Source organism: Algoriphagus sp. 4150, from assembly GCF_031457395.1.
GTDB lineage: Bacteria > Bacteroidota > Bacteroidia > Cytophagales > Cyclobacteriaceae > Algoriphagus.
Genome location: NZ_JAVDWS010000030.1, coordinates 22005 through 48799, shown reverse-complemented (window position 1 = coordinate 48799; position 26795 = coordinate 22005). Strand labels below are relative to the sequence as shown.

Annotated in this window: 43 protein-coding genes; 6 read left to right on the top strand and 37 right to left on the bottom strand. The window is 41.6% G+C overall.

The genetic code is table 11. From position 1 onward, the window contains the following. The first annotated feature begins 89 nt into the window (after window positions 1-89). The 6 genes from J2X69_RS23060 (at window position 90) to J2X69_RS23035 (ending at window position 5731) form a co-directional block, all read left to right on the top strand. On the top strand, window positions 90-1976 hold the full coding sequence (locus J2X69_RS23060) for a DUF4153 domain-containing protein (RefSeq protein WP_310108683.1): 1887 nt from the start codon (window positions 90-92) through the stop codon (window positions 1974-1976). 270 nt (window positions 1977-2246) lie between these two features. After that, complete coding sequence (locus tag J2X69_RS23055) at window positions 2247-3155, top strand: J domain-containing protein (protein ID WP_310108680.1); 909 nt, start codon at window positions 2247-2249, stop codon at window positions 3153-3155. Window position 3156: 1 nt separating this feature from the next. After that, window positions 3157-3459, top strand: a complete 303-nt coding sequence (locus tag J2X69_RS23050) for a chaperone modulator CbpM (RefSeq protein WP_310108676.1) — start codon at window positions 3157-3159, stop codon at window positions 3457-3459. A gap of 20 nt (window positions 3460-3479) precedes the next feature. After that, window positions 3480-3938, top strand: coding sequence for a DinB family protein (locus J2X69_RS23045; RefSeq protein ID WP_310108674.1), 459 nt, complete (start codon window positions 3480-3482; stop codon window positions 3936-3938). 16 nt (window positions 3939-3954) lie between these two features. After that, the gene (locus J2X69_RS23040; RefSeq protein WP_310108671.1) at window positions 3955-4446 is read left to right on the top strand and encodes a VOC family protein; all 492 of its coding nucleotides are present in this window, start codon (window positions 3955-3957) and stop codon (window positions 4444-4446) included. A 178-nt stretch (window positions 4447-4624) separates the two neighbouring features. Continuing rightward, window positions 4625-5731, top strand: coding sequence for a DUF5009 domain-containing protein (locus J2X69_RS23035; protein WP_310108669.1), 1107 nt, complete (start codon window positions 4625-4627; stop codon window positions 5729-5731). Between the two features lie 133 nt (window positions 5732-5864). Here J2X69_RS23035 and J2X69_RS23030 read toward each other — a convergent pair whose 3' ends face one another. The 37 genes from J2X69_RS23030 to rpsJ all read right to left on the bottom strand — a co-directional run bounded on the left by J2X69_RS23030 (window position 5865) and on the right by rpsJ (window position 26788). Then, on the bottom strand, window positions 5865-6401 hold the full coding sequence (locus J2X69_RS23030) for a pyridoxamine 5'-phosphate oxidase family protein (RefSeq protein ID WP_310108666.1): 537 nt from the start codon (window positions 6399-6401) through the stop codon (window positions 5865-5867). Between the two features lie 386 nt (window positions 6402-6787). Next, window positions 6788-7663 (bottom strand): cysteine synthase CysM, encoded by an 876-nt coding sequence (gene cysM, locus J2X69_RS23025; RefSeq protein ID WP_310108663.1) that lies wholly within the window; start codon window positions 7661-7663, stop codon window positions 6788-6790. Beyond that, window positions 7650-8495, bottom strand: a complete 846-nt coding sequence (locus J2X69_RS23020) for a serine acetyltransferase (RefSeq protein ID WP_310108659.1) — start codon at window positions 8493-8495, stop codon at window positions 7650-7652. The genes cysM and J2X69_RS23020 overlap by 14 nt, the downstream gene beginning before the upstream one ends. A gap of 20 nt (window positions 8496-8515) precedes the next feature. After that, window positions 8516-9067 (bottom strand): hypothetical protein, encoded by a 552-nt coding sequence (locus J2X69_RS23015; protein ID WP_310108656.1) that lies wholly within the window; start codon window positions 9065-9067, stop codon window positions 8516-8518. Next, window positions 9048-9335 carry a septum formation initiator family protein gene (locus J2X69_RS23010; protein WP_310108653.1) on the bottom strand — a complete coding sequence of 96 codons (288 nt, stop codon included), beginning with the start codon at window positions 9333-9335 and terminating at the stop codon, window positions 9048-9050. The genes J2X69_RS23015 and J2X69_RS23010 overlap by 20 nt, the downstream gene beginning before the upstream one ends. Window positions 9336-9439: 104 nt before the next feature. After that, entirely contained in the window at window positions 9440-10720 is a 1281-nt protein-coding gene (eno, locus tag J2X69_RS23005) for a phosphopyruvate hydratase (protein WP_310108651.1), read from the bottom strand. A 22-nt stretch (window positions 10721-10742) separates the two neighbouring features. Next, on the bottom strand, window positions 10743-11840 hold the full coding sequence (gene carA / locus J2X69_RS23000; protein ID WP_310108648.1) for a glutamine-hydrolyzing carbamoyl-phosphate synthase small subunit: 1098 nt from the start codon (window positions 11838-11840) through the stop codon (window positions 10743-10745). 119 nt (window positions 11841-11959) lie between these two features. Next, complete coding sequence (gene rplQ, locus J2X69_RS22995) at window positions 11960-12514, bottom strand: 50S ribosomal protein L17 (RefSeq protein ID WP_310108645.1); 555 nt, start codon at window positions 12512-12514, stop codon at window positions 11960-11962. A 6-nt stretch (window positions 12515-12520) separates the two neighbouring features. After that, window positions 12521-13510, bottom strand: coding sequence for a DNA-directed RNA polymerase subunit alpha (locus tag J2X69_RS22990; protein WP_310108642.1), 990 nt, complete (start codon window positions 13508-13510; stop codon window positions 12521-12523). A 39-nt stretch (window positions 13511-13549) separates the two neighbouring features. Continuing rightward, a complete protein-coding gene (rpsD, locus tag J2X69_RS22985; RefSeq protein WP_310108639.1) occupies window positions 13550-14155 on the bottom strand; it encodes a 30S ribosomal protein S4 in 606 nt (201 codons plus the stop codon). 18 nt (window positions 14156-14173) lie between these two features. Beyond that, complete coding sequence (rpsK, locus tag J2X69_RS22980) at window positions 14174-14572, bottom strand: 30S ribosomal protein S11 (RefSeq protein ID WP_057939435.1); 399 nt, start codon at window positions 14570-14572, stop codon at window positions 14174-14176. 15 nt (window positions 14573-14587) lie between these two features. Then, on the bottom strand, window positions 14588-14965 hold the full coding sequence (gene rpsM / locus J2X69_RS22975) for a 30S ribosomal protein S13 (RefSeq protein WP_092894620.1): 378 nt from the start codon (window positions 14963-14965) through the stop codon (window positions 14588-14590). A 3-nt stretch (window positions 14966-14968) separates the two neighbouring features. Then, window positions 14969-15085, bottom strand: coding sequence for a 50S ribosomal protein L36 (gene rpmJ / locus J2X69_RS22970; protein ID WP_082632371.1), 117 nt, complete (start codon window positions 15083-15085; stop codon window positions 14969-14971). Window positions 15086-15092: 7 nt separating this feature from the next. Beyond that, complete coding sequence (gene infA / locus J2X69_RS22965; RefSeq protein WP_057939437.1) at window positions 15093-15311, bottom strand: translation initiation factor IF-1; 219 nt, start codon at window positions 15309-15311, stop codon at window positions 15093-15095. Window position 15312: 1 nt separating this feature from the next. Next, a complete protein-coding gene (map, locus tag J2X69_RS22960) occupies window positions 15313-16086 on the bottom strand; it encodes a type I methionyl aminopeptidase (protein WP_310108627.1) in 774 nt (257 codons plus the stop codon). A gap of 1 nt (window position 16087) precedes the next feature. Next, a complete protein-coding gene (gene secY / locus J2X69_RS22955; RefSeq protein ID WP_310108623.1) occupies window positions 16088-17407 on the bottom strand; it encodes a preprotein translocase subunit SecY in 1320 nt (439 codons plus the stop codon). A gap of 4 nt (window positions 17408-17411) precedes the next feature. Beyond that, the gene (gene rplO / locus J2X69_RS22950; RefSeq protein ID WP_310108620.1) at window positions 17412-17858 is read right to left on the bottom strand and encodes a 50S ribosomal protein L15; all 447 of its coding nucleotides are present in this window, start codon (window positions 17856-17858) and stop codon (window positions 17412-17414) included. A 2-nt stretch (window positions 17859-17860) separates the two neighbouring features. Continuing rightward, entirely contained in the window at window positions 17861-18040 is a 180-nt protein-coding gene (gene rpmD, locus J2X69_RS22945) for a 50S ribosomal protein L30 (RefSeq protein WP_310108615.1), read from the bottom strand. Between the two features lie 5 nt (window positions 18041-18045). Continuing rightward, complete coding sequence (rpsE, locus tag J2X69_RS22940) at window positions 18046-18564, bottom strand: 30S ribosomal protein S5 (protein ID WP_310108611.1); 519 nt, start codon at window positions 18562-18564, stop codon at window positions 18046-18048. 6 nt (window positions 18565-18570) lie between these two features. Next, window positions 18571-18921 (bottom strand): 50S ribosomal protein L18, encoded by a 351-nt coding sequence (gene rplR, locus J2X69_RS22935; protein WP_310108608.1) that lies wholly within the window; start codon window positions 18919-18921, stop codon window positions 18571-18573. Window positions 18922-18927: 6 nt separating this feature from the next. Next, window positions 18928-19485 (bottom strand): 50S ribosomal protein L6, encoded by a 558-nt coding sequence (rplF, locus tag J2X69_RS22930; protein WP_310108605.1) that lies wholly within the window; start codon window positions 19483-19485, stop codon window positions 18928-18930. A 9-nt stretch (window positions 19486-19494) separates the two neighbouring features. Further along, window positions 19495-19890, bottom strand: a complete 396-nt coding sequence (rpsH, locus tag J2X69_RS22925; RefSeq protein ID WP_092894627.1) for a 30S ribosomal protein S8 — start codon at window positions 19888-19890, stop codon at window positions 19495-19497. Between the two features lie 82 nt (window positions 19891-19972). Further along, window positions 19973-20242 carry a 30S ribosomal protein S14 gene (gene rpsN / locus J2X69_RS22920; RefSeq protein ID WP_086539683.1) on the bottom strand — a complete coding sequence of 90 codons (270 nt, stop codon included), beginning with the start codon at window positions 20240-20242 and terminating at the stop codon, window positions 19973-19975. A gap of 2 nt (window positions 20243-20244) precedes the next feature. Next, a complete protein-coding gene (rplE, locus tag J2X69_RS22915; RefSeq protein WP_086539684.1) occupies window positions 20245-20805 on the bottom strand; it encodes a 50S ribosomal protein L5 in 561 nt (186 codons plus the stop codon). Then, window positions 20798-21142, bottom strand: a complete 345-nt coding sequence (gene rplX / locus J2X69_RS22910; protein ID WP_192346938.1) for a 50S ribosomal protein L24 — start codon at window positions 21140-21142, stop codon at window positions 20798-20800. Before rplX ends, rplE begins: the two co-directional genes overlap by 8 nt. Before the next feature lie 2 nt (window positions 21143-21144). After that, a complete protein-coding gene (gene rplN, locus J2X69_RS22905) occupies window positions 21145-21513 on the bottom strand; it encodes a 50S ribosomal protein L14 (protein WP_086500285.1) in 369 nt (122 codons plus the stop codon). A gap of 2 nt (window positions 21514-21515) precedes the next feature. Continuing rightward, window positions 21516-21779, bottom strand: a complete 264-nt coding sequence (gene rpsQ, locus J2X69_RS22900; protein ID WP_057939450.1) for a 30S ribosomal protein S17 — start codon at window positions 21777-21779, stop codon at window positions 21516-21518. 18 nt (window positions 21780-21797) lie between these two features. After that, entirely contained in the window at window positions 21798-21980 is a 183-nt protein-coding gene (gene rpmC, locus J2X69_RS22895) for a 50S ribosomal protein L29 (protein WP_086500279.1), read from the bottom strand. Between the two features lie 5 nt (window positions 21981-21985). Then, the gene (rplP, locus tag J2X69_RS22890; RefSeq protein WP_086500277.1) at window positions 21986-22408 is read right to left on the bottom strand and encodes a 50S ribosomal protein L16; all 423 of its coding nucleotides are present in this window, start codon (window positions 22406-22408) and stop codon (window positions 21986-21988) included. A gap of 23 nt (window positions 22409-22431) precedes the next feature. Further along, window positions 22432-23163, bottom strand: coding sequence for a 30S ribosomal protein S3 (gene rpsC / locus J2X69_RS22885; RefSeq protein WP_057939453.1), 732 nt, complete (start codon window positions 23161-23163; stop codon window positions 22432-22434). A 9-nt stretch (window positions 23164-23172) separates the two neighbouring features. Further along, a complete protein-coding gene (gene rplV, locus J2X69_RS22880; protein ID WP_192346942.1) occupies window positions 23173-23565 on the bottom strand; it encodes a 50S ribosomal protein L22 in 393 nt (130 codons plus the stop codon). A gap of 2 nt (window positions 23566-23567) precedes the next feature. After that, window positions 23568-23846 carry a 30S ribosomal protein S19 gene (gene rpsS, locus J2X69_RS22875; RefSeq protein ID WP_057939455.1) on the bottom strand — a complete coding sequence of 93 codons (279 nt, stop codon included), beginning with the start codon at window positions 23844-23846 and terminating at the stop codon, window positions 23568-23570. Window positions 23847-23848: 2 nt separating this feature from the next. Then, entirely contained in the window at window positions 23849-24673 is an 825-nt protein-coding gene (gene rplB, locus J2X69_RS22870; RefSeq protein ID WP_310108584.1) for a 50S ribosomal protein L2, read from the bottom strand. Window positions 24674-24686: 13 nt separating this feature from the next. Further along, on the bottom strand, window positions 24687-24974 hold the full coding sequence (gene rplW, locus J2X69_RS22865; protein ID WP_310108581.1) for a 50S ribosomal protein L23: 288 nt from the start codon (window positions 24972-24974) through the stop codon (window positions 24687-24689). A gap of 4 nt (window positions 24975-24978) precedes the next feature. Beyond that, window positions 24979-25608, bottom strand: coding sequence for a 50S ribosomal protein L4 (gene rplD / locus J2X69_RS22860; protein WP_310108578.1), 630 nt, complete (start codon window positions 25606-25608; stop codon window positions 24979-24981). Between the two features lie 3 nt (window positions 25609-25611). Beyond that, the gene (rplC, locus tag J2X69_RS22855) at window positions 25612-26244 is read right to left on the bottom strand and encodes a 50S ribosomal protein L3 (protein WP_310108575.1); all 633 of its coding nucleotides are present in this window, start codon (window positions 26242-26244) and stop codon (window positions 25612-25614) included. 238 nt (window positions 26245-26482) lie between these two features. Further along, entirely contained in the window at window positions 26483-26788 is a 306-nt protein-coding gene (gene rpsJ / locus J2X69_RS22850; RefSeq protein WP_008203035.1) for a 30S ribosomal protein S10, read from the bottom strand. Window positions 26789-26795 lie beyond the last annotated feature (7 nt).

Genomic DNA, 26795 nt, shown 5'->3' with positions numbered 1-26795 from the left:
CGAGCATGAATATGAAAATTTAACTTCTTAGCGTTTTCTTACCCTTACCTAAAAATATAAAAATGAAGTGACAGAAAAATTATAAACATATGAAATTCCCGTCGATCACCCAGCTACAGCAAGATGGAACAAATGCTGCATTGCGCTTCCCTTTAAGTTTATTTTTTGGCTTTCTGGCTGCAGGCTTAGGCTGTTGGATGATCGAATTAAACGCTGAACAAGACCTGAGGCATATTAACTTATTGCTGACTTTTGGTCTTGGAATTCCATTGTATTTCTGTATCGACGTATTTGCAGAAAAAAAGAATTTCACCCTACTCCAGCGTAGTATTTCATGGAGTATTGGGCTTGTTTTTTTAGGATTAATCTACATGAGTTTTCCTTCAGAAGACACGTTTACCAATACCCGAGTCCCATATATACGATACACTATTTACAATTTGGCCATTCACTTGATGGTCTCCTTCCTTCCCTATATTGGGAGCGATAATCAGGAAGGTTTTTGGAACTACAACAAGAATTTGTTCATCCGGTTAGTGACAGGAATCTACTATTCATCGGTGATTTTTATAGGAATAAGCCTTGCCTTACTGGCAGTAAATGCCCTTTTCGAAGTTAACATTAAAGAAGAAACCTATGCCCAGCTATTTGTCGTTACTTATGCCATATTCAATACCTGGTTTTTCTTAGCCGGTATTCCAAAGATTTTTGACAGTGAGCTATCTCTGGAGGATTATCCTAAAGCGCTAAAGATTTTCACACAGTTTATCCTGATCCCCCTCCTGCTTGTCTACCTCTGTATCCTGTATTTCTATGGAGCGAAAATCATTTTTACAGGAGACTGGCCGAAGGGAATAGTGAGTTATATGATTATAGCTATTTCGGTACTGGGGATCTTCACCAATCTGCTACTCTATCCCTATCATCAATGGAAAGAAAGCGGTTGGATCAAGAAGTTTCATCGGGGATATTATGTATTTCTCATTCCCTTGATCATTCTACTTTTCTTAGCTATCGGCATTCGAATCCAAGATTATGGCCTTACCGTAAACCGATACATCATCACCTTGATGGGGATTTGGCTGGGCCTTATTTCAATATACTATTCACTGGGCAAGCGAAACATCAAACTCATTCCTCTTTCTCTAGCGCTGGTTATGCTCTTCTCCTCTTTTGGTCCGTGGGGGATGTTTGGTCTTAGTGAGTTGATGCAAAGAAATCGTCTGGCGAAAATTTTGACAGAGCACAACATCTTGGTTCAGAATAAAATCCAAAATGAAGTGCAATGGGAAATCGGAAATGACGAAAAACCAAAGCCTATTAAGGAATTGAACACCAACTCACTTCCAACTGAAAAACTATTTGAAGTAAACTCTATACTTGAATACTTAGAAGATTACCATGGTATGAAGAATCTTTATTCATGGTTTGAGCAGGACATGGATAGTCTCGTAAGGGAATTCAATAAGGGCAAGTTCAGGATGAGAACCGTCGCACCAAGCAAATTTCTCATAGAAACTATGGGATTGTCTTATGTCCCCCCTTACCAAAGGGTGATAAAAAACGGGGGACCAAAAACCCTAAGTCTCGTAGCAAATGATAAGTTCCAGCTGGACATATCAGAATATGATTACTTGAGCCTCATAGATCTTAGTGAATGGGATCATTCTGCAGAAATATCCGATGAAAAAAGGTACAGGCTGGATACTGACCAAGATATTCAATCCAATTTGATACTGAAATGGGAAGATCAGCAGATGGAAATAAATATTTTCCACTATTTGAACGACCTCCTCACCAGATATGAAGATGGATATCACGTTGTGGAAGAGGATGAAATGGTCGTTTCCAAAACTGATAAGAATGTCAAAATACGTATTCAGATTCAATCCCTGACTATACGACAATCCGAAGAAAACGTAATTATACTGAGCCTAAAAGGTATTTTATTGGTCAATGAAAACATGCAGGAATAACCGGCTGATTTTCTATTATGTATAGCCGCTTTTCTGTCAGTAAAGCAGCAAAAGCATCATAGGATTCGGGAAACACTAGCATCAAGGCCACTTCGGTCACCCGTCTTCGGTCTTCCAACCAGTAAAACAAAGAAAATATAGCTACTGGCATCATTGCGGATAATCATATTCTCTATTTTAGCGTCATTCTCAGTATATTGATTGGGAGAAAGTCATGTTTGGCTTTCTGCTTACATTTTTCTAATCCTAAGTAAAATCCCAGTTAGAACTATGGCATTTATAGATTATTATAGCATTTTAGGCATAGCCAAAAATGCCACTGAGGCGGATATCAAAAAAGCTTATAGGAAGCAAGCGCGAAAGTATCATCCGGATGTGAATCCCGATGATAAGGAAGCTGAACTCAAATTCAAAGAAGTAAACGAGGCTAATGAAGTACTGAGCGATCCTGAAAAACGTAAAAAATACGATAAGTATGGCCAGGATTGGAAGCATGCAGATCAATTTGAACAGGCGGGTGCAAGTAGCGGAAGGCAACAGCGTAGTCAGGGAAATCCGGGCGGGGGATTTGGCGAAGGAGCTTATACTGAAGCAGATTATTCGGATTTCTTCGAATCCATGTTTGGGGGAACATCCGGAGGTTTTAGACAGGGGGGCCGCAGCACCAAGTTCAAAGGTCAAGACTTCCATGCCGAACTGCAGCTTACGATTCATGATGCATATCAAACCCGCAAACAGGTTCTTACAGTCAATGGGGAAAATATCCGTCTGACAATCGCTGCAGGTATTGCTGATGGGCAGACTATCAAGATCAAAGGAAAAGGAGCTCCCGGGATCAACGGTGGCCCGAGCGGGGATTTGTACATTAAGTTTATGATCAAAAATGACACAAAATTCGCCCGAGAGGGAGATAATTTATATGCTACGTTAGAAGTAGATCTTTATACGGCTATGCTTGGCGGAGAGATCGTGGCAGATACTTTTGATGGAAAAGTGAAACTGAAAGTCCCCTCGGAAACTCAAACAGGGACTAAGGTTCGCCTGAAAGGAAAAGGATTTCCCGTCTATAAAAAAGAAGGTGAATTTGGTGATTTGATCCTCACCTATTCCATCAAAAACCCGACAAAGCTGACTGCAGAAGAGAAAAAGCTATTTGAAGAACTCCAAAAACTACGATAAAATGGCACAGCAAAACTTAATACTTATAGAGACGCTCTGTACACATTATGAAATCGAAGTATCATTTGTGGATTCCCTGTATAGCTTGGGCTTGATCGAAATTCATACCGTGGAACAGACCCGATTCATCCCCGAGGAGAAAGTGGCCGATTTGGAGAAGATGATCCGAATTCATCAGGATCTCGAAGTCAACCCTGAAGGGATTGATGTGATATTAAACTTGCTAAATAAAGTAGATGAGTTGAAAAGCCAACTCGCTGCTGCCAAAAACAGACTCGACCGTTACGAATCAGATAACGAGTAAACTAACTCCCAAAATCAACCATGAACACTAACTTCCACATCTGGAAAAACAACCGATCTATTTACCACAAATTCCTTCAACACAATTCCCTAGAAAAGCTAAATAAGATCCCTGAAGGATTCAACAATAACTTGATCTGGAATATAGGCCATGTGATCGTAGCTCAGCAGCGACTGGTGTATGGCTTATCAGGTCTCCCTATGCATATTAGTGATGAGCTATATCAGAAATATAAACCGGGAACCAAGCCGGAATCGGACGAGCCTCAGGAAACAGTGGAGTTATTCAAAGATCTGTTGATTTCTCCTATCGATCAGACAATCGCTGATTTCGAATCCGGAAAATTTCAAAACTATAACGAATACACAACTTCCAAGGGATTTCACCTAGCTAGTGCCGCCGATGCGATTTCATTCAATAATTACCACGAAGCATTACACTTGGGCACAATGGTAAGTATCTTAAAACTTCTCAACTAATCTGAACATCCCAGTCATGAATCGGTCAATTCTTTTCTCAGCTACAATTTCTGCGTCTTTTGGTCTAGGATTCTTTTTCAATTCCTTAGTTGAAAAAAGACCGATAAGCACACAGGAAAACCCAACGATCACAGATACCGGTTTGGGAGCATTCTCAATTAGCCTCAGTGTAAAAGATCTAGCTGCATCCCAAGAATTCTATGAAACTCTTGGGTTTTCTGATTTCGCCGGAGACATAAAGGCTAATTACCTGATCATGAAAAATGGCAATGCGTTAGTCGGCTTGTTTGAGGGAATGTTTGAAGGTAATATGCTAACATTTAATCCGGGTTGGGATGAAAATGCACAGGAAATCAAAGAGTTTCGGGATGTGAGGGAAATCCAAAATCATCTCAAATCCAATAACATAGAAATCATAAATGAAGTGGATGAAAGTAGCTCCGGACCTGCAAGTTTTTTGATACAAGACCCGGATGGAAACATGATCTTGGTCGATCAACACCGCTAGTTTTTATGCAGTTCACCTAGTAATCACCTCTTAATTAAGAAATCTACTATTGAAGAAATCAGCGAAAGATTAGACACTAATGTAGCACACTTTTCAAGCACTGACACAGAACAGGTGGAAACTATAGATGCCAATAAATCTCTGGAACCTATCACTAAAGCTATTTTAACCTTACCCTATGACCGACCTTAATCTTTCTGATCGCAAGCGATTGATTTCCTTGGATGTATATCGTGGATTGACCATGTTTTTGTTAGTAGCAGAAGCTGCATTAGTTTATGACTCCTTACTTGAAGCGACTTCAGAAGGATCTTTTTTTCATACGTTTTTCACCCAGTTCACCCATCATCCCTGGCATGGGCTTAGATTTTGGGATTTGATCCAGCCTTTTTTTATGTTTATCGTAGGCGTTGCTATGCCATTTTCATTAAATAAAAGAATGGCGAAAGCAGGTGATAAAGGAAAAGTGACACAGCATATACTGAAGAGATGTCTATTGCTTTTCCTATTTGGCACCGGTCTTCATTGTGTATATGCGGGAGAGTTGGTATTTGAGCTATGGAATGTTTTGACCCAATTGTCCTTCACCATTTTGGTCACCTACTTCCTGCTGGACAGATCTTGGAAAGTTCAATTGGGCGTTTCAATAAGCCTGCTGGCTTTAACCGAAATCCTCTACAGACTTTATAATCCCGAGTCTCCTTACGAGCATGGAACCAACTTCGGAAACTATGCCGATATGATTTTGATGGGTAAAATTAATGATGGCGGCTGGGTAGCCATCAATTGTATTCCTACAGCAGCACATACCATCTGGGGGGCCATCTGCGGAAATTTATTGCTTTCCATGACTTCAGAGAAACACAAACTAAAAACACTACTGATCGCTGCGCTGGCGGGATTACTCATCGGATACGGTTTAGACTTTTTGGAGATCACACCTATTATTAAACGTGTCGCGACTACCTCATTCTCTTTGGTTTCCAGTGGCTGGGCTATTCTGGCCTTGGCATTTTTTTATTGGTTGGTGGATGTGAAAAAGAAAAATTCATGGGTCACTCCTTTTGTGATTGTGGGTATGAATTCCATTTTCATTTATCTATTTGCTGAGATTTTAGGTCATCGCTGGCTGTATGGATTTATCGGGATTTTCAGCGGGGGAATATTCGATGCAATTGGCATAGAAGAGCCTGTCACAGCCGTAATTACTGCGTTTCTAACCCTAGGAGCAATGTGGTATGTATGCTATTTCTTATATAGGAAAAAGATATTCTTCAGGATTTAGTAGTTAAGCCCTATTTCTATTGGTGATCCGCGTCCGGTATCGGATGCCAGTATCCTCAGTTTCTTAATACAAAAGAATAAAAAAAATGTGATCCGGTCTCCCGGATCACATTATGAACTTTAAAGCGCCCCAACTACACATTTAAAGTCCCTTCAATGGAATCATCCATTGTTTTTCCGGATATAGCGCTGAGCAAAACCTTGATCCCGGCCACAGTATTTCCATGCTTATTGTCCCAATAATATCCACTGTCAGGAATGAATTGTATTACTGATATTCTTGGGTCATTTTTCCCTTCGGTAAACCACGCCTTCACTGTCGGATCCCACAGCTCTTCAATTTTTGCTCTGTCATAAGTAATTAAAGCATGACCACTGAGCTCCAAGAAATCAGAGTGGGATGACCCTTGAAAATACAGTGTCACATCTGTATCTGTGGAGATTTCCAAATTTTTCATGCTGTCCTTTGCACTAAGAAACCAGATGTTCCCAGCTTTGTCAGTTTTCTGAACAGACATGGGGCGGGATTTATGAGAATTGTTTAGGCTGGTAGAAGTCACAAAAAAACAAGAACCGGATTTGTCGATCAACTCTCGGATTTTCTCTATTGCCGCAGCTCCGACAAGATCTTCTCTTGTATGCTCTTCTTGGTTTTCATTAATTGAGTCCATGATATTGTTGGTTTGCAAGTTCAAAATGACAACCCGAAATCCGGGTTCACTCCTAGTAATGCAAACGGGTTGCCGAAGCACAAGTAATGATTAGAAAACTTATTCCCATCAAAAAAAACACTCTCAGAATGCGCTATATGGAGATAATAAGTTCCTTCTCTTTCTGATCATAAATCACATCCGCTCAAAAAGTATTGCATTTATGCCTAAATCGGGGAAATACATCCCTAAGAATAGCTGTATAAATTAATAAGGTAATCAGCAATGATGCCAGTAGTCATTTCTCTCTTAGTTGAATGGATGGAAGACCCGCCACGGCGAGGCTGGCCGAAGACGGGTGACCTGACTTTGCCGGTAGGCAGGCCGAAGTGGCCTTAGCATTGAGCTTAACCAAAAAGATCAGAACTAAGATATCGGTCTCCACGGTCACATGTAATGCAAACAATTAAGCCCTCACTTAACGTCTTGGAAAGTTCTATAGCAGCATGAAGTGCTCCGCCACTGCTCATTCCCGCCAGTATGCCTTCTTCTCTAGCCATTCTGCGCGTCATTTCAGTCGCCTGCACCTCACTTACATCAATGATTTGATCTACTCTGCCGGGGTCAAATATCTTCGGTAGAAATTCCGGGGACCATCTTCTGATTCCGGGAATACTTGATCCGTCGGTAGGCTGGGTTCCTACAATCTGAATAGCTGGATTTCTTTCTTTCAAATAGTTGGAAACACCCATAATGGTTCCCGTAGTCCCCATAGCCGAGACGAAGTGGGTGATTTTGCCATCTGTATCTTCCCAGATTTCAGGCCCGGTAGTCTTATAATGCGCCAGATAATTGTCCGGATTTGCAAACTGATCAAGCATCAAATACCCCTCCCTGCTCATTTGCTCGGCAAGTGTTCTGGAATACTCTATAGTCTTGGCGGCAGGAGTCAAAATAACTTTTGCCCCATATGCTTCCATGGAAATCACCCGTTCCTTGGTAGAATTATCAGGCATAATCAAAGTCATCTCCAAGCCAAGAATTTTGGCAACCATAGCCAAAGCGATTCCTGTATTACCGCTCGTAGCTTCCACCAGTTTATCTCCTGATTTGATTTCTCCACGATCCATGGCACTTCTCAGCATATTGTAGGCTGCCCTATCCTTCACACTTCCACCGGGATTCTGGCCTTCAAGTTTGCAAAAAATCTTGACCTTAGGATTTACGGGAATATGTTCTAACTGTACTAAAGGGGTATTTCCTATCAGTTCAAATAGCCTCATCGTGATCGTTTTTGAAAATGTACATATCGGTCACTGCAGAATCCGCATGGTACATTTGAGTTTGGTAATAGACTTTACTCCTTGGTGCTACACTTTTGGTAAGCCACACATTTCCTCCGATCACACTGCCTTTTCCGATAATTGTGCTTCCTCCGAGAATTGTCGCTCCGGAGTAGATCACCACTTCATCTTCAATCGTCGGGTGTCTCTTATTATCCGCATCTGCTTTGTCCACACTTAATGCCCCCAGAGTGACTCCCTGATAGATTTTGACATGGCTTCCGATTATGGTGGTTTCCCCTATCACAACGCCTGTACCGTGATCTATGCAGAAATACTGGCCTATGGTAGCTCCGGGATGAATATCGATCCCCGTGCGACTGTGCGCAAATTCAGTAATCATCCTTGGAATCAGCTTAACACCCAATCCGTGCAGTGAGTGTGCAATTCTATAAGCCGCTATGGCGTAAAAACCGGGATAACTTCTAAGAATTTCTGTTCTCGATTTGGCCGCCGGATCTCCGGCAAACATCGCATCGACATCCTGATGTATCCAATCAAACACTTGCTCAAGTTCTAAGAAAAAAGCATCTGCCAACTTTGACCCCAATCCACTATGCAAATGTGGATTACGTTCCAAAATAGAAGATAGATTAGCCTTCAAATGAGCGAGTGAAGCCTCTATTTGAGCTTTATCATTTATTCTCTCGACAGTGTATTCCGGAAAAAGCAACCCAAGTACATCTTCGAAAAACTGCTGAATTGCTTTCGGGGACGGGCATGCTGAGCAATCCTGATGTGCTTTGTATAGTTTCGAAACAAAAGACTCCATGAAAAACGCGTTAGATGTATTTATAGCACAAAACCCACACGGATCACGTATGGTTCACCGTAGGGCGAACGAAGATTGTCATGCAATACATTATAAAGGAAAGTAAAGTTCGCACCTCCCCTAGATCCAAATGGAGCGAAATAGCCTCCGCCTAAAAACAAGGCATTTGACCAGATGCGCTCAAACTGGTCCGTGCGTCTATTAAAATTATCGAAATTGATAGACTCATATTCAGCATGGAGGAAAATATTGGGAAACACATTGTATCTACTGAACAAGCGTCCTCCATAAGAGGAAGTCTGGCCACCGGGAAATCTTTTGTCATTAAAATATTGATAAGTGATCCCTACTCCCGAGGAAAACTTCGGAGTAATCATTACCCCTACTAATGGAGAAAAGTCTATCAATGTGATCGTTCCAAACTGCATTCCGAAATTGCCCCCATAGTACAAACGATCTTTGAATACTATAGAATCTTCGGGATAAATCTCCCGCTGGGCAAAGGAAGACGTTTGAAACAATGCAAATGCAAGGAAAAATAAGAGGAGATATTTACTTTTTGACAATGACATAGAGGTCTTCGGTATTTTTCTTCATTAAGTACTTTTCACGTGCAAACTTCTCCAAGAGTTCAGGATTGCTCATTAATTCCTCACGTTCGGCTTGGATTTTCTCTTTCCGATCCAGATAAAATTCTTTTTGATCTTCGAGCTGGCCAAGCTTACTGCTCAACTTTACCTGATTAACCACATTGTTAGAATCAATAAAAATCATCCACGCAAGAAAAAAGACAATCCCGAGGAAGTAAAAATTCTTGGTGTACTTAAGGTATTTTCTCATATGACATGATTGTAATGGAGGTTCAAGGTACAAAAATGATGCAAAAAAAAGACAGCTCGCCGAAGCGAGCTGTTCCTTTAATTATAACTAGCTACCAGCTATTGTTAAAACTTACCGTTAAATACAGCAGAATCTCCCAATTGCTCCTCAATTCTAAGCAATTGATTGTATTTAGCCATACGATCAGATCTAGACGCAGAACCGGTTTTGATCTGTCCACAGTTCAGCGCAACTGCAAGATCAGCAATTGTAGAATCTTCAGTTTCACCGGATCTGTGAGACATCACAGCCGTGAAGCCTGCTTTGTGCGCAAGGTTAACAGCGTTGATTGTTTCTGTCAAAGTTCCGATTTGGTTTACTTTAATCAAGATGGAATTTGCCGATTTTTCTTCGATTCCTCTCTTAAGGAATTTCACGTTAGTCACAAAAAGATCATCTCCTACCAACTGGATTTTATCACCGATTTTGGCAGTCAACATAGCCCAACCTTCCCAATCTTCTTCAGCACATCCATCCTCGATTGAATCGATCGGATATTTCTCAGTAAGTTCAGCCAAGTAAGCCACTTGCTCTTCTCTGCTTCTAGCTACTCCTGTATCTCCCTCAAATTTCTTGTAGTTATAAACACCATCTTTGAAGAATTCAGATGCTGCGCAGTCCAATGCGATAGTCACGTCATCACCCGCTTTGTAGCCCGCTTTTGCGATAGCATCCAAAATACTTCCAAGAGCTTCTTCCGTACCTCCGGAGAAGTTAGGAGCAAATCCACCTTCATCCCCTACTGCAGTACTAAGACCTTTGTCATGAAGGATTTTCTTAAGGTTATGGAAAATCTCCGTTCCCATTCTCATTGCTTCTGAGAAAGTAGGAGCGCCCACAGGGCGGATCATAAACTCTTGGAATGCGATAGGTGCATCAGAGTGAGAGCCACCGTTGATGATATTCATCATTGGTACAGGAAGTGTATTGGCATTCACTCCACCGATATATCTGTAAAGCGGCTGATTTGACTCCATTGCTGCAGCTTTGGCTACTGCCAATGAAACCCCAAGGATAGCATTAGCCCCAAGGTTACCTTTATTCGGTGTACCATCCAGATCAATCATAATCTGATCAATGGAGTTTTGCTCAAATACATCAAAGCCGACCAGCTCAGAAGCAATGATGTCGTTCACATTTGCGACAGCTTTCATTACTCCTTTGCCCATGTATGCTCCTTTATCTCCGTCACGAAGCTCTACTGCTTCATTGATGCCTGTAGAAGCACCGCTAGGTACTGCTGCACGTCCAAAAGCTCCATTTTCAGTGTAAACATCTACTTCAATTGTTGGGTTTCCTCTAGAATCGAGGATTTGTCTTGCATGAATTGATTGAATCAACGTCATAGTTTTAAAAGGTTTAAGGGTATTAATTTTTATTGATTAAAGAAATAAAATCGTCAAACAGGTAGCGGGAATCGTGAGGTCCCGGAGAAGATTCCGGATGGTATTGAACTGAAAATGCCGGCTTGTTTTTGAGTCGGATTCCCGCAACAGTACCATCGTTCAGGTGAACATGGGTGATTTCAACCTCAGCGTTTTGTTCTGTATCCTCGCGATTTATATTGAATCCATGATTCTGGGAGGTAATTTCGCTTTTGCCTGTCAGGAGGTTTTTGATCGGGTGATTCAAACCTCTGTGTCCATGGTGCATTTTATAGGTGGATATTCCGCAAGATTCTGCCAAAATCTGATGCCCAAGGCAAATGCCAAATACAGGCTTACCGGTCCCCAGGATATCTTTGGTAGTATTCACTGCATATTCCATTACAGCAGGATCTCCCGGGCCGTTAGAAAGAAAATAAGCGTTAGGAGCCCACTCTTCCATTTCAGCTAGTGTAGCCTTGGCAGGAAATACTTTGCAATAAACTCCACGATCTGCCAAGTTTCTAAGGATGTTCTTTTTGATACCAAAATCCACGCAGGCAACTTTAATGGAAGCACTTTCATCACCATAAAAATATGGCTCTTGGGTGCAGACTGTAGAGGAAAGCTCCAAGCCATCCATATCAGGAACTTTGTCCAGTTCGGCTTGCAGCCCATCCAAATTATCTTCGAACTCAGAGCTGATGATTGCATTCATAGCACCTTTTGAGCGGAGATGTCTTACGAGTTTTCTCGTATCTATATCCGCAATTCCGGTGATACCGTTCTTCACAAGATAATCTTGCAGAGAACCCGATGCATCGAGACGGGAATAGACATCTGAAAAGGTATTGACTACTATACCGCCTATGGTAGGGTGATCGGATTCTACCTCCTCGTCAATCACACCATAATTACCAATGTGGGAGGTGGTAGTTACGATAATCTGTCCGGTGTAAGATGGGTCTGTGTAGATTTCCTGATAGCCGGTCATACCGGTGTTGAAGCAAATCTCACCACCATTTGTACCGGGATTACCAATCAGGGAGCCATTAAAGACAGTCCCGTCAGCCAAGAGTAAAGTTGCTTTTTGTTTGATCATTTTGCTAAATAATTGCCCAAAGTTAAATATTTATTGGGAAGGAAGATAAATGAAAAGGGTATAAAAAAAGGATTGAACAAATGTCCAATCCTTTCAATATGGTGAAGTCACTGATCAACTTATTTGTTATCAGTTTCTTCTTCAGCTGAATCAGCAGAAGCTTCAGGTGCCTTAGGCTCCTCAGTAGCTTCAGCCGGAGCTTCTTCTTGAGCGATTTCTGCTTTTGCAGCATCTTCAGAACCAGCCGCTTTACCTGAACCTCTACGGGATCTTCTGGTAGTTTTCTTAGCAGGCTGAGCATCTTTCAACATCAATTCGTTGAAGTCTACCAATTCGATGATACACATTTCAGCGTTATCACCTAATCTGAATCCAGTTTTTATAATTCTGGTATATCCACCCGGACGAGTAGCTACTTTAGAGATTACTTCACCGAAAAGTTCGATGATAGCTTCCTTATTTTTCAAATAAGCGAAAGCCATACGTCTATTGTGCGTAGTATCTTCTTTAGCTCTTGTCACTAGTGGCTCCAGGTACTTCTTCAATTCTTTTGCCTTGGCAAGCGTGGTTGAGATACGCTTGTGAAGAATCAGCGAAGTTGCCATATTAGAAAGCATTGCTTTTCTATGAGCGGCCTTCCTTCCAAGGTGGTTAAATTTCTTACCGTGTCTCATTATTAGTTATTCTTCATCAAGTTTATACTTAGAAATATCCATCCCGAAGGTCAGGCTTTTTTCTTGGATAAGTTGCTCAAGCTCAGCTAGGGACTTCTTGCCAAAGTTTCTGAATTTCATCATATCAGAAATCTCAAGTTTGGCTAGATCACCCAAAGACTTCACATCAGCAGCTTTAAGACAGTTGAATGCTCTAACCGAAAGGTCAAGATCAGCCAAGGAAGTCTTAAGAAGCTTTCTCATATGCAAGAATTCTTCGTCAATTGGTTCCGGCTCTGCTACTCCAGTCGAATCCAAAACCATAGTCTGGTCAGAGAACAACATAAAGTGTTGGATTAGGATTTTGGCAGATTCCTGAAGTGCTTTTTCCGGATGGATAGAGCCGTCAGTAGAAACTTCCATGATCAACTTTTCGAAGTCAGTTTTCTGTTCTACACGCGTATTTTCAACACTGTATTTCACATTCTTAATAGGAGTGAAAACAGCATCAATTGCGATAGTACCGAATATCTGTTCTTTTGGTTTGGATTCTTCAGCTGGTAGATACCCTCTTCCCTTTTCCATCGTCAATTCGATCTCAAAGCTCTTGGTCTCATCAATATGACAGATTATCAACTCTGGGTTCAAGATTTCGAAAGAAGAAGTGAACTTAGCAATGTCCCCTGCAGTGAATACAGACTGATTTTTAATCTCTACAGTGATCTTTCCGTCAAATGCGTCATGCACCTTCTTGAATCTCACCTGCTTAAGGTTCAAAATAATATCTGTAACGTCTTCAACTACACCTTCGATGGTCGAAAACTCATGCACTACACCGGGAATCTTGATCGCAGTGATGGCATAACCTTCCAAGGAAGAAAGCAAAATTCTTCTCAGGGCGTTACCGATTGTAACTCCATAGCCTTTTTCGAGTGGTTTGAAAGTGAATAGGCCATGAAAATCATCGGCTTTTTCCATCACCACTTTCTCGGGCATTTGAAATGCTAGTATGGACATATATCTCGTTCTTTTTTAAAAGCTGAAAATAGTAAAATATTACTTAGAGTATAGTTCGACAATGAGTTGCTCCTTGATATTCTCAGGAATATCATCTCTGCCTGGAACACTGACGAATTTGCCGGTCAATGAAGCGCCATCCCACTCTAACCAGGAAAATTTATTAGCACCTCTACCTGCTAAGCTATTGGTGATCGCTTCTAGAGATTTAGATCTTTCTCTGACAGAAACTACATCACCCGGCTTAAGAGTAAACGAAGGAATGTTAACCACCTCACCGTTTACAAGCACATGCTTGTGAGAAACTAGTTGTCTAGCACCTCTTCTGGTAGGGGAAATTCCCAATCTATATACCGTATTATCCAATCTTGCTTCTAGAAGCTGAAGAAGGTTTTCTCCGGTGATTCCATTTTTTCTGGAAGCAATATCAAACATCTTTGCGAATTGTCTCTCCAATACTCCGTAGATGTATTTTGCTTTTTGCTTCTCAGCAAGCTGGATTGCGTATTCAGACTGCTTTTTTCTTCTACCTCTTCCGTGCATGCCCGGAGGATAGTTTTTCTTTGCAAGTGCTTTGCTATGTCCCTCAATAGCTTCGCCAAATTTTCTGGCAATCTTTGATTTAGGACCTGTATATCTAGCCATTGTATTACAATTTTATGATTAAACTCTTCTACGCTTAGGAGGACGACAGCCATTGTGTGGCATTGGAGTCACATCGATGATCGTAGTCACGTCCAATCCTACATTTTGCAATGTTCTGATCGCTGATTCACGACCAGATCCCGGACCTTTTACAAACACTTCGATTTTTCTCAAACCTAAGTCATATGCTACCTGTCCACAGTTCTGTGCGGCCATCTGTGCTGCGTAAGGAGTATTTTTCTTAGAACCTCTGAAACCCATTTTACCGGCAGAAGCCCAAGATATTACTTGACCTGCATTGTTGGTAAGAGAGATAATGATGTTGTTGAAGGACGCTCTGATGTGAGCTTGGCCTACAGCCTCAACCTTTACTACTCTTTTTTTACCTTTTGCTTTATCGTTTCTTTTCTGAGCCATAATCTAAATCAGGTTTTATTTAGTTGCTTTTTTCTTGTTAGCAACTGTTTTTCTCTTACCCTTCCTTGTTCTGGCGTTGTTCTTGGTATGTTGACCACGAACCGGAAGTCCTTTTCTGTGTCTCAAACCTCTATAGCAACCGATATCTTGTAGTCGCTTGATGTTCAATTGGATCTCTGACTTTAATACACCTTCGGTTCTGAACTCTTCAGCAATAATGTTACGGATAGAGGTTGACTCATCGTCATCCCACTCACCTGCTTTTTTATCGAAAGAGATACCGGCCTTGGTCAGGATAGCTTTGGCAGCAGATCTTCCTATTCCGAAGATATAGGTAAGTCCGATTACGCCACGCTTATTGTCTGGTATGTCTACACCTGCAATTCTAGCCATAATTTAACCTTGTCTTTGTTTAAACTTAGGATTCTTCTTATTGATGACATACAATACCCCTTTTCTACGGATAAGTTTGCAGTCAGCACTTCTCTTTTTGATGGATGTTTTTACTTTCATCTCAGTCTTATTTATATCGATATACAATTCTGCCTTTACTTAAATCATAGGGAGACAGTTCCAATTTAACTCGATCACCAGGAAGGATCTTTATGTAATTCATCCTCATCTTACCGGATATATGGGCGATCAGCTGATGCCCATTCTCCAGTTCCACTTTGAACATCGCATTAGACAATGCTTCCTTGATGGTACCGTCTTGCTCTATTGATGTTTGCTTGGCCATATTAGAATTTAAAATTCTCTTCTATGTATTTATGAGAGGTTAGTACCTCTGTTCTGTCTTCAAATATCGCTACTGTATGCTCATAATGTGCAGAAGGCTTTCTATCCGCTGTACGTATAGTCCACCCATCCCGCTCCTGGACAATATTCCGTGTCCCAAGGTTGATCATGGGCTCAATAGCGATCACCATTCCATCCTTCAGTAAAGGCCCGCTTCCCTTCTTTCCGTAATTGGGAACTTCAGGCGCTTCATGTAGATTCTTACCCAATCCATGTCCGACAAGCTCTCTGACTACTGTGTAGCCTTTGGCTTCTACGAACTTCTGGATGGCATTACCTACATCACCTATTCTTTTCCCAAAGACAGCCTGCTCAATTCCAATGTAAAGTGAATCTTTGGTGGCTTTTAATAATGCTTTTACAGCAGGAGAGACCTCACCAATAGGGTACGTATAAGCGGAATCGCTATGAAAACCTTGGTGAAAGACTCCACAATCTACTGAGATTATATCGCCATCTTTCAATTCATACTCACTGGGAAAACCATGTACTACTACTTCATTTACAGAAATACACAGTGAAGCAGGAAATCCATTGTAGCCCTTGAATGAAGGAACTCCATCGTGATCCCTGATAAACTCCTCAGCAATTTTGTCCAGAAAAGAGGTCTTTACCCCTTCCTTGATATATTTTGCCACTTCCCCATGGGCTTTGGCTAGTATATCGGCACTTTCTTTTATTAACTTAACTTCCTCAGAAGTCTTGTAATTGATCATCTTAGGCAACTTGGTAATTAGAAGGGTTATTCTTCACATTACCACTCTTCATCATGCCCTCGTAATGTCTCATTAACAAATAACTTTCGATCTGTCTCAAGGTATCCATGATCACACCTACCATGATAAGTAGTGAGGTACCACCATAGAAATATGAGAATTCCTGACCAACTCCGGCAATAACAGCTATAGCAGGAAGAATAGCCACAACTGATAATAGAATAGAACCCGGTAAAGTAATCTTGGAAATAATCCCATCAATGAACTCAGAAGTAGGTGCTCCCGGCTTGATACCCGGAACAAAGCCACCGTTTCTTTTCATATCTTCAGCTATCTGCTCAGGATTAACCGTGATCGCAGTGTAGAAGAATGTGAATAGGATAATCAACACGGCAAACAACACATTGTATTGCCATGAAATAGGATTACTAAAGGTTGCTCCTATGTAATTGGCTATCTCGTTGTCCTGAGCCCAAATCTGCGCAATAAGAGCAGGAACAAACATCAGAGACTGAGCAAAGATAATCGGCATTACACCTGAAGCATTTACCTTGATAGGTATATACTGTCGTTGACCACCGTATACTTTACCTCCTACTACCTGCTTGGCATATTGTACCGGAATTCTTCTTGTCGCTTCAGTCAAGGCAATCACCCCTACTACAACGAAGAACAATACTGCGGCCTCAATGAGAAGTAGCAACATACCTGAGGTACCTTTCTCAAGACCCTCGGCGATAATCGCTCCCGGAAATCTCGATATAATACCGATCATGATCAGCATCGAGATACCGTTACCGATGCCTTTCTCCGTGATCTTCTCTCCCAGCCACATACAGAACATAGTGCCTGCTGAAAGTAAAACCAAAGAACTAAACATAAATAGGGTAGAGCTGATCATCACTGCTCCTGTAGGCAGGATGGTGGCAGAAACATACCCTATACCTTGTGCTATTGTGATCAGGATAGTCAAAACCCGAGTGATCTGGTTGATTCTTTTTCTTCCAGATTCACCCTCTTTTTGCATTTTCTGAAAATATGGTACTCCGACAGTCAATAACTGCAACACAATGGATGCAGATATATATGGCATAATACCCAGACCGAAGATAGATGCATTACTGAACGCTCCACCAAGGAAAGTATCGATCAATCCAAAGATTCCTTCCGGAGCATCACCTAAACGAGAAGGATCAACACCGGGAAGAACTATGAATGACCCCAATCTGAATATGATCAAAAAACCGACCGTATTCATGATTCTAACTCTAAGGTCTTCGATAGAGAAAATGTTCTTAACTGTCGAAATAAACTTTTTCATTAAATTAAATTGTGTTTACCGTTCCACCCAGTTTCTCAATAGCTGCTACTGCAGATGCTGAAAATTTGTGGGCAGTTACGTCTAATTTGGCCTTCAATTCACCTCCACCGAGGATTTTGATTTTGTCATTCTTGGAGGCAATACCATGAGAAACCATAGCTTCCATGTTTACTGCTTCAAGATTGTATTGCTCGGCGAGACCTTGCAATGTATCCAAATTTACCGGTTTGAACTCAACTCTGTTCAAGCTTTTGAAGCCAAATTTAGGAACTCTTCTCTGAAGAGGCATTTGACCGCCTTCAAAACCAAGTTTAGACTTATATCCAGATCTTGATTTAGCTCCTTTGTGACCTCTTGTAGAAGTCCCACCTCTACCCGAACCTGTACCTCTACCTATTCTCTTGCGATTTTTGGTAGATCCTTCAGCTGGTGTTAATGTATGCAGTTTCATAATTAAGCTTCCTCCACTTTTACAAGGTGATTAACTTTATTTACCATACCGGCAATCTGAGGCGTATTCTCTACGATCACTGATTTGCTGATACGACCTAGACCCAGTGCAGTAATAGTTGCCTTCTGATCTTTTGGTCTTTTGATGGTACTTTTCGTTTGCGTGATTTTGATCTTAGCCATGATGATTATCCGTTAAATACTTTAGACATTTTAACGCCTCTCTGCTGTGAAACAGCAATAGCATCTCTTAGCTGAACCAACGCTTCAATTGTAGCTTTAACTACGTTGTGGGGATTGGATGATCCTTTGGATTTGGCCAATACGTCTGTAACGCCTGCACTCTCCAATACTGCACGCATTGCACCACCTGCGATAACGCCTGTACCTGCTGCCGCCGGTTTGATCAAAACAAATCCACCACCGAATTTACCAATCTGCTCATGAGGGATAGTTCCCTTCAAAATCGGCACTTTCACCAAGTTTTTCTTTGCGTCTTCGATACCCTTAGTGATTGCATCAGTTACTTCATTGGCCTTACCCAATCCGTAACCTACAACTCCTTGGCCATCACCCACAACAACTATTGCTGAAAAAGAGAATCTTCTACCGCCTTTTACCACTTTGGCAACACGGTTGATTGCTACTACTTTTTCTTTTAAATCTGTATCTGTAGCCCTGATAGGCTTTCTTCTTAATTGAGACATAGCTTATTAAAATTTGAGGCCTCCTTCTCTGGCACCTTCTGCCAAAGCTTTCACATTCCCATGATACAAGTAGCCATTTCTGTCAAATACTACGGAATCTACTCCGTTTGCAACAGCTCTCTCAGCAAGTTTTTTACCTACTTCCTTGGATACTGATACATTAGTGTTAGCCTTTGCTCCCAATTCTTTGGAAGAAGCCTGAGCCACAGTCTGACCCTTAAGGTCATCGATAAGCTGAGCGTATATGCCAGTATTGCTTTTGAAAACTGACAAACGAGGTCTGGAATCAGTACCGGAAATCTTTCTTCTGATACCCTGCTTGATTCTAAGTCTTCTGGAATTCTTATTAAATGCCATAACCTATTATTTTTTAGCGGCAGTTTTACCAGCCTTACGTCTAACTTGTTCACCAACGAAGCGCACACCTTTTCCTTTGTAAGGTTCAACCTTACGCAGAGATCTGATTTTTGCGGCAACTTGTCCAATCAATTCTTTATCTATAGATTCTAAGGTAATGATTGGATTTTTACCTTTTGCAGTCTCAGCTTTAATAGCAACCTCATCCGGAAGCATCATAAAGATGTTGTGAGAGTAACCAAGATTCAATTCAAGAATCTGGCCTTGGTTAGACGCCTTATAACCTACACCCACAAGCTCCAAATCTTTCTTGTATCCTTCCGATACACCTATCACCATATTGTTGATAAGTGATCTGTAAAGACCGTGAATAGACTTGTGTCTTTTGGAATCCGTAGGTCTAGTGACAACTACTTCGTTGCCTTCTACTTTCACTGTGATATCAGGATTCACATCCTGCACCAGTGTACCCTTTGGACCTTTAACAGTTACAGTTCCATGAGCTGTAACGTCTACAGTAACACCGCCGGGTATATTTATTGGTTTTTTACCTATTCTAGACATGATAGTAAATTAGTATACGTAGCAAAGAACTTCTCCACCAACACCTTCAGTGCGGGCTTCTTTGTCTGTCATCACACCCTTAGAAGTGGATACGATCGCTATCCCAAGGCCATTGATGACTCTTGGAAGCTCCGTATGTTTCACATATTTTCTCAAACCCGGCGTACTAACTCTTTTCAGACTTACAATTGCGTTTTGCTTGGTAACAGGATTGAATTTCAGAGCAATTTTGATGGATCCCTGAGGACCGTTTTCTTCAAACTTGTAATTCTGAATGTATCCTTTTTCGTGCAATACTTTTGTAATCTCTTTCTTGATGTTAGAAGCAGGTATTTCAACGATTCGGTGAGAAGCCTTGATGGCATTTCTCAACCTTGTCAGATAATCAGCTATTGGATCAGTCATTGTATTTTATAGTCTAGCTACACCCATTTTGGGCGTGCAAAGTTACGAATTGATTTTTAGAATAAAAACTACTGTCGTTATTTTACCAGCTGGACTTAGTCACTCCAGGGATTTTGCCCGCGGAGGCCATTTCTCTGAAGGTTACCCTGTTGATACCGAACTTTCTCATGTAGCCTTTAGGGCGACCGGTAAGTTTACATCTGTTGTGAAGTCTTACCGGAGATGCGTTCTTAGGCAATTTATCAAGAGCTTCATAATCACCGGCTGCTTTCAGCGCGGCTCTTTTATCAGCATACTTGGCTACCAGACGCTCTCTTTTTCTCTCACGAGCTTTGATTGACTCTTTTGCCATGACTATTCTTCTTTAGTTTTTTTAACGAAAGGCATTCCGAAAGCCTTAAACAATTCCAAACTTTCTTCATCTGTCTTAGCAGAAGTCACGAAAGTAATATCCATACCGGAGATTCTGTTGACTTTCTCGATACTGATTTCAGGGAAGATAATTTGCTCTTGCACACCAAGTGTGTAGTTGCCTCTTCCGTCAAAACCTTTATCCGAAATACCTTTGAAATCCCTAACACGAGGAAGTGCTATAGTGATCAGACGATCTAGGAATTCATACATAGTCTGTCCTCTCAAAGTCACCTTCGCTCCGATAGGCATTCCTTCTCTCAACTTAAAGTTGGAAACAGAAGTCTTTGCAATAGTCGAAACAGCTCTCTGACCTGTGATCAAAGAAAGTTCTTCTACACCTTGGTCAACCAATTTCTTGTCTGCTACAGCAGCACCTATACCTTTGTTGAGGACAATTTTCTCCAACTTAGGCACTTGCATTACTGAAGAGTACTGAAATTTCTCTTTCAAAGCAGGGACGATTTCGTCCACGTACTTTTGCTTGATTCTTGGATTAGCCATTGATCACCTCCCCGGTTTTCTTAGAGTATCTTACTAATTTACCATTTTCGCCTTCTTTGCGACCTGTTCTGGTGGCTTCACCGGTCTTAGGATCTACAAGTTTCAGGTTACTAATATGGATAGAAGCTTCTTTCTTTTCGATACCTCCCTGAGGCTTAGCCGCCGTAGGCTTCACGTGCTTGGTGATCATGTTAAGACCCTCTACGATTGCTCTACTTTTTAGCTTATCTACGGAAAGTACTTTTCCTGTTTTGCCCTTGTCATCACCTGCGATCACTTTTACAGTGTCACCGGTTTTGATATGAAGCTTTGTTTGCTTGTTCATTTTCTTTACCATGATTACAATACTTCAGGAGCCAATGAAACGATTTTCATAAACTGCTTCTCTCTCAACTCTCTGGCCACAGGGCCGAAGATACGAGTGCCTCTTGGCTCATCGTTGTTGTTCAATAACACAGCTGCGTTATCCTCGAATCGGATATAAGAACCGTCTTTTCTTCTTATTTCCTTACGGGTACGCACGATTACCGCTCTTGACACGGTACCTTTTTTCATGCTACTGGAAGATAGAGCCGATTTTACTGTCACTACGACTTTATCGCCGATGGAAGCATATCGCTTTTTTGTTCCCCCCAATACGCGGATGACCAATACCTCTTTGGCACCAGAGTTGTCCGCTACGCTTAGTCTTGATTCTTGCTGGATCATAATTACTTAGCCCTTTCAATAATTTCAACTACTCTCCAACGCTTGTTCTTACTCAGCGGACGAGTTTCGCTTATTTTCACGAGGTCACCTGGGTTACACTCGTTGTTCTCGTCATGAGCCATAAATTTGGTTGTTTTGGCAACAAACTTACCGTAGATAGCGTGCTTTACGCGACGTTCTACCGCTACGGTGATGGATTTATCCATCTTGTTACTTACCACCTTACCAACTCTTTCTTTTCGAAGATTTCTCTCTATCGTAGCCATATTCTTTTTGTTAGCTAGTTATTTGGCAGCCAATGCAGTCTTTAATCTTGCGATAAAGCGCTTGGTCTCGCGGATTCTGTTAGGATTCTCTATAGGAGAAATCGAGTGCGCAAACCTAAGTTTGGTTAGATTCTCCTGTTCAGCGACAAGTCGCTCGGCGATTTCACTGTTTGAAAGTGAATTTATCTCTGTATTTTTCATAGTGCTTATAATTCAGCGTAATCTCTACGAACAACAAATCTAGTACTTACAGGTAGCTTCTGCTGTGCAAGTCTTAACGCCTCCTGTGCTGTCTCCAGGCTCACGCCTGTAGCTTCGAAAAGGATTGTTCCGGGCTTGATAACGGCCACCCAATACTCAGGAGCACCTTTACCTTTACCCATACGAACCTCAGCGGGCTTTTTAGTGATAGGCTTGTCAGGAAAAATTCTGATCCAAACCTGTCCTTCTCTTTTCATTGCTCTAGTCATCGCGATACGAGCTGCCTCGATCTGACGGGATGTGATCCATCCTGGCTCAAGGGACTTGATGCCAAAGTTGCCAAAAGAAAGCGTGTGCCCTCTTTGTGCAATGCCTTTGACACGGCCCTTTTGCATTTTCCTATATTTAGTTCTTTTTGGCTGTAACATGAGTTCTCACTTATGGGTGAAAATTAGTTATTTCTTTTTCTTCGTCTTGGACCATCATTTCTCTTAGGACCGGCATTACGAGCACCTTTAGGCTCATTAGCTGCTCCCTGATTAGGAGAAAGATCTCTTTTTCCGTACACTTCACCTTTGAAGATCCAAACTTTGATCCCGATCAATCCATAAACCGTAAGGGCTTCTGAAAGTGCGTAATCAATATCTGCTCTCAATGTGTGAAGAGGAATTCTTCCTTCTTTGTACATTTCAGAACGGGCCATTTCGGCTCCGCCTAGACGTCCAGAAAGTTTAACTTTGATTCCTTCCGCTCCCACTCTCATGGATGCTGCGATAGCTTGCTTCATCGCTCTTCTAAAAGAAATTCTTGCTTGAAGCTGCTGAGCGATCGATTCACCTACCAATTTCGCATCTAACTCAGGACGCTTGATCTCGAAGATATTAATCTGAATATCCTTGTTGGTGATATTCTTTAATTCTTCTTTCAGTTTATCTACTTCGGCTCCACCTTTACCAATTACAACACCTGGACGGGCAGTATGAATCGTAAGAGTGATTCTCTTGAGCGTACGCTCGATAATCACTTTAGAAATACCTCCCTTAGGAATTCTGGCAAGGACGTACTTACGGATTTTCTGATCTTCATGCAGTTTTTCAGCGAAGTCTTTCCCACCATACCAGTTGGAATCCCAGCCTTTGACTACACCAAGTCTAAATCCTATTGGGTTGATCTTTTGTCCCATAGTCTGTTCTTAATTTGCCTTTTCGTTTGTTTCTACTACATCAGCGGTAACTTCCTGATCATTGAATGAATCAACAATTAGAGTTACATGATTTGATCTTTTGCGAATTCTGTGGCCTCTGCCTTGAGGAGCCGGTCTCAATCTCTTAAGAGATCTTCCTTCATCCACCATGACGGTTTTGATGAACAGATCAGCTTCTTCTAGCTTAGCGTCAGGATTCTTTGCCTGCCAGTTGGCTACAGCAGAAAGCAACAACTTTTCAAGTCTGATAGCTCCGTGATTCGGAGTAAACTTCAAAATGCTAAGTGCCAATCCTACTCTCTTGCCTCTGACAAGGTCAGCCACAAGGCGCATCTTACGCGGAGAGGTAGGGACATTATTTAATTTTGCTAATGCTTCCATGATTATCTCTTTCCTTTATCTTTTTTGGCAATGTGGCCTCTGAAATTTCTGGTAGGAGCAAATTCACCTAGCTTATGACCTACCATGTTGTCTGTTACAAATACCGGAATGAATTTATTTCCATTATGCACAGCGAAGGTATGTCCTACGAAATCCGGAGAAATCATTGATTTTCTTGACCAAGTCTTGATTACCGATTTCTTGCCTGATTCGTTCTGAGCATCCACTTTCTTCACAAGATGGTGCTCGATATAAGGACCTTTTTTTAATGAACGTGCCATAATTATTTAGATCTTTTGCTTACGATGAACTTGTTTGAATACTTCTTAGGAGATCTTGTTTTCTTTCCTTTAGCCAATAGACCTTTTCTAGATCTAGGGTGTCCTCCGGAAGAACGACCTTCACCACCACCCATAGGGTGATCTACCGGGTTCATCGCAACACCTCTTACGCGAGGTCTTGATCCGAGCCATCTTTTACGGCCGGCTTTACCCAATACCACGTTCATGTGATCCCCGTTGGAAACAGTCCCAACAGTTGCCATGCACGTATTCAGTACAAGTCTCATCTCACCTGACGGAAGTTTTACAGTCACGTATTTCCCGTCACGGGCCACGATCTGTGCATAACCTCCGGCACTTCTTACCATTGCGGCGCCTTTACCCGGCTTCAATTCCAAACAGTGTACAATTGTACCCATAGGAATATTCACCACTGGCATCGCGTTGCCCACTTCTGGAGCAACTTGCTCACCGGAAATCACTGTCTGTCCCACTGACAAACCTTCCGGGGCGATAATGTAGGCCTTAGCACCATCTGCATAATATAGTAGGGCGAGACGTGCCGTTCTGTTTGGATCGTACTCAATAGCTTTCACTACTGCAGGTACTCCGAACTTGTTTCTTTTGAAGTCTACAAGACGTAGTCTTCTCTTATGACCGCCACCGATATTGCGGACAGTCATTTTGCCTTCATTATTTCGTCCACCTGACTTCTTGATAGGAGCAAGAAGAGATTTTTCCGGCTTTGACTTAGTAATCTCGTCAAATGCAGGAGCTACTCTGAATCTTGTCCCTGGAGTTACAGGCTTCAACTTTTTAATTGCCATGATATAGATTCAATTAAATTTCTCCGTAAAAATCAATCACTTCACCATCGGCTACTTGCACGATTGCTTTTTTGAAAGCATTGGTAAAGCCTGAAACCACTTTAGCTTTGGTGTATCTTGATTTATGCTTTGCAGCATATCTGATGGTTCTTACTGAAACCACTTTCACACCAAACGTTTTTTCTACAGCAAGTTTGATTTCCGGTTTCTTCGCGGTTTTTTCCACGATGAATCCATAAACGCCTCTTTCGTTCATGGCAGAAATCTTTTCTGTAATTAAAGGCTGCTTTAGAATATCCATTGTCTTATTTCGATAAAATGGTTTCCAACTTACTGATTGAACCTTCACAGATCACCAAGTGATCAGCATTAAGTACCTGGTAAGTATTTACATCATTTACAGTCACAACTTTTGCTTTTGGCAAGTTTCTGCTGGAAAGGAACACGTTTGTATTTTCCTCAGGAAGTACAAGTAACGTCTTCTTATCTCCCAGAGATAGTCCGTCAAGCAATGCCATGTAGCTTTTAGTCTTTGGAGCATCAAATGAGATGCTTTCCAATACTGACAGGCTGTTCTCTTTCACTTTATAAGCAAGTGCAGATTTTCTGGCTAGTTGTTTTACCTTTTTATTCAATTTGAAAGAATAGTCTCTTGGCTGGGGGCCAAATACTCTTCCTCCTCCTCGGAATAGCGGCGACTTGATAGATCCCGCACGTGCACTACCAGTGCCCTTTTGCTTTTTGATCTTACGAGTAGAACCGGCTATCTCATTTCTTTCTTTAGACTTGTGCGTTCCCTGTCTTTGGTTAGCCAAGTACTGCTTTACATCAAGGTAGATCGCGTGATCGTTGGGAACGATTGCGAAGATCTCATCAGACAAGCTGATTTTTCTACCTGTGTCTTCTCCGTTTTGATTAATTACTGCTAATTCCATGGCTTACTTCTCTAGAATAACGTAAGAATTTTTAGGACCAGGTACAGATCCAGAAACCAATAGTAGGTTTTTGTCAGCATAGATCTTCAACACTTTAAGGTTGACTACCTTTACTCTGTCTCCGCCCGTTCTACCAGCCATTCTCATTCCTTTGAATACTCTGGATGGCCAAGAACATGCACCAATTGAACCCGGGTGTCTGCCTCTGTTGTGCTGACCGTGAGTTTGTCCACCCACACCCGCAAAACCATGACGTTTTACCACACCCTGGAATCCTTTACCTTTTGAAGTTCCGATTGCATCCACGAAGTCACCTTCGATAAATACTTCACCGGCCTTCACAGTAGCTCCTAGATTCACCTGGCCTTCAAACTCGACCCGGAAATCTCTGAACTCAACAACTTTGTGCTTTGGTGTTGTACCGGCCTTTTTAAAATGACCGATCAATGGCTTTGGCGTATTTTTCTCTTTACGCTCACCATAAGCCAACTGCACTGCGTTGTACCCGTCTGTTTCAACGTTTTTTACTTGCGTCACTACACAAGGACCAGCTTCTATTAGCGTGCATGCGACGTTACGCCCATCGGCACTGAAAATGCTAGTCATTCCTACTTTTCTACCTATTATACCAGACATCTTTTATTAAGATAATATAATAACCCACAAGCATTTACCTGCCGGGGCTCCTTTTAAAGGACTGCAAAGTTACTGAAATTAAATTCTGCAACAAATCCGACATCCTAAATTTTAAATGAATTACAAAATATTTCGATTGTGACTCAGGCATTTATACCCGTCAACCCATCACCTGAGCCAAATAGAGCAAAAAAAACCTGCTTCGAAAAGCAGGTTTTTTTATATTAATCCGGTCCGATCAAACTTTGATCTCTACATCAACTCCACTTGGAAGCTCGATTTTCATCAAAGCATCCACAGTTTTGGAAGAGTTGGAATAGATATCAACCAATCTCTTGTATGTACAAAGTTGGTATTGATCTCTGGCTTTTTTACTTACGTGTGGAGACTTCAACACAGTGAATTTCTCCTTCTTGGTAGGCAATGGAATTGGCCCTACTACTACTGCGCCAGTGGCTTTCACTGCCTTTACAATCTTCTCTGATGACTTATCCACCAGGCTGTGATCGTATGATTTTAGTTTTATTCTGATTTTCTGATTCATCACAAAT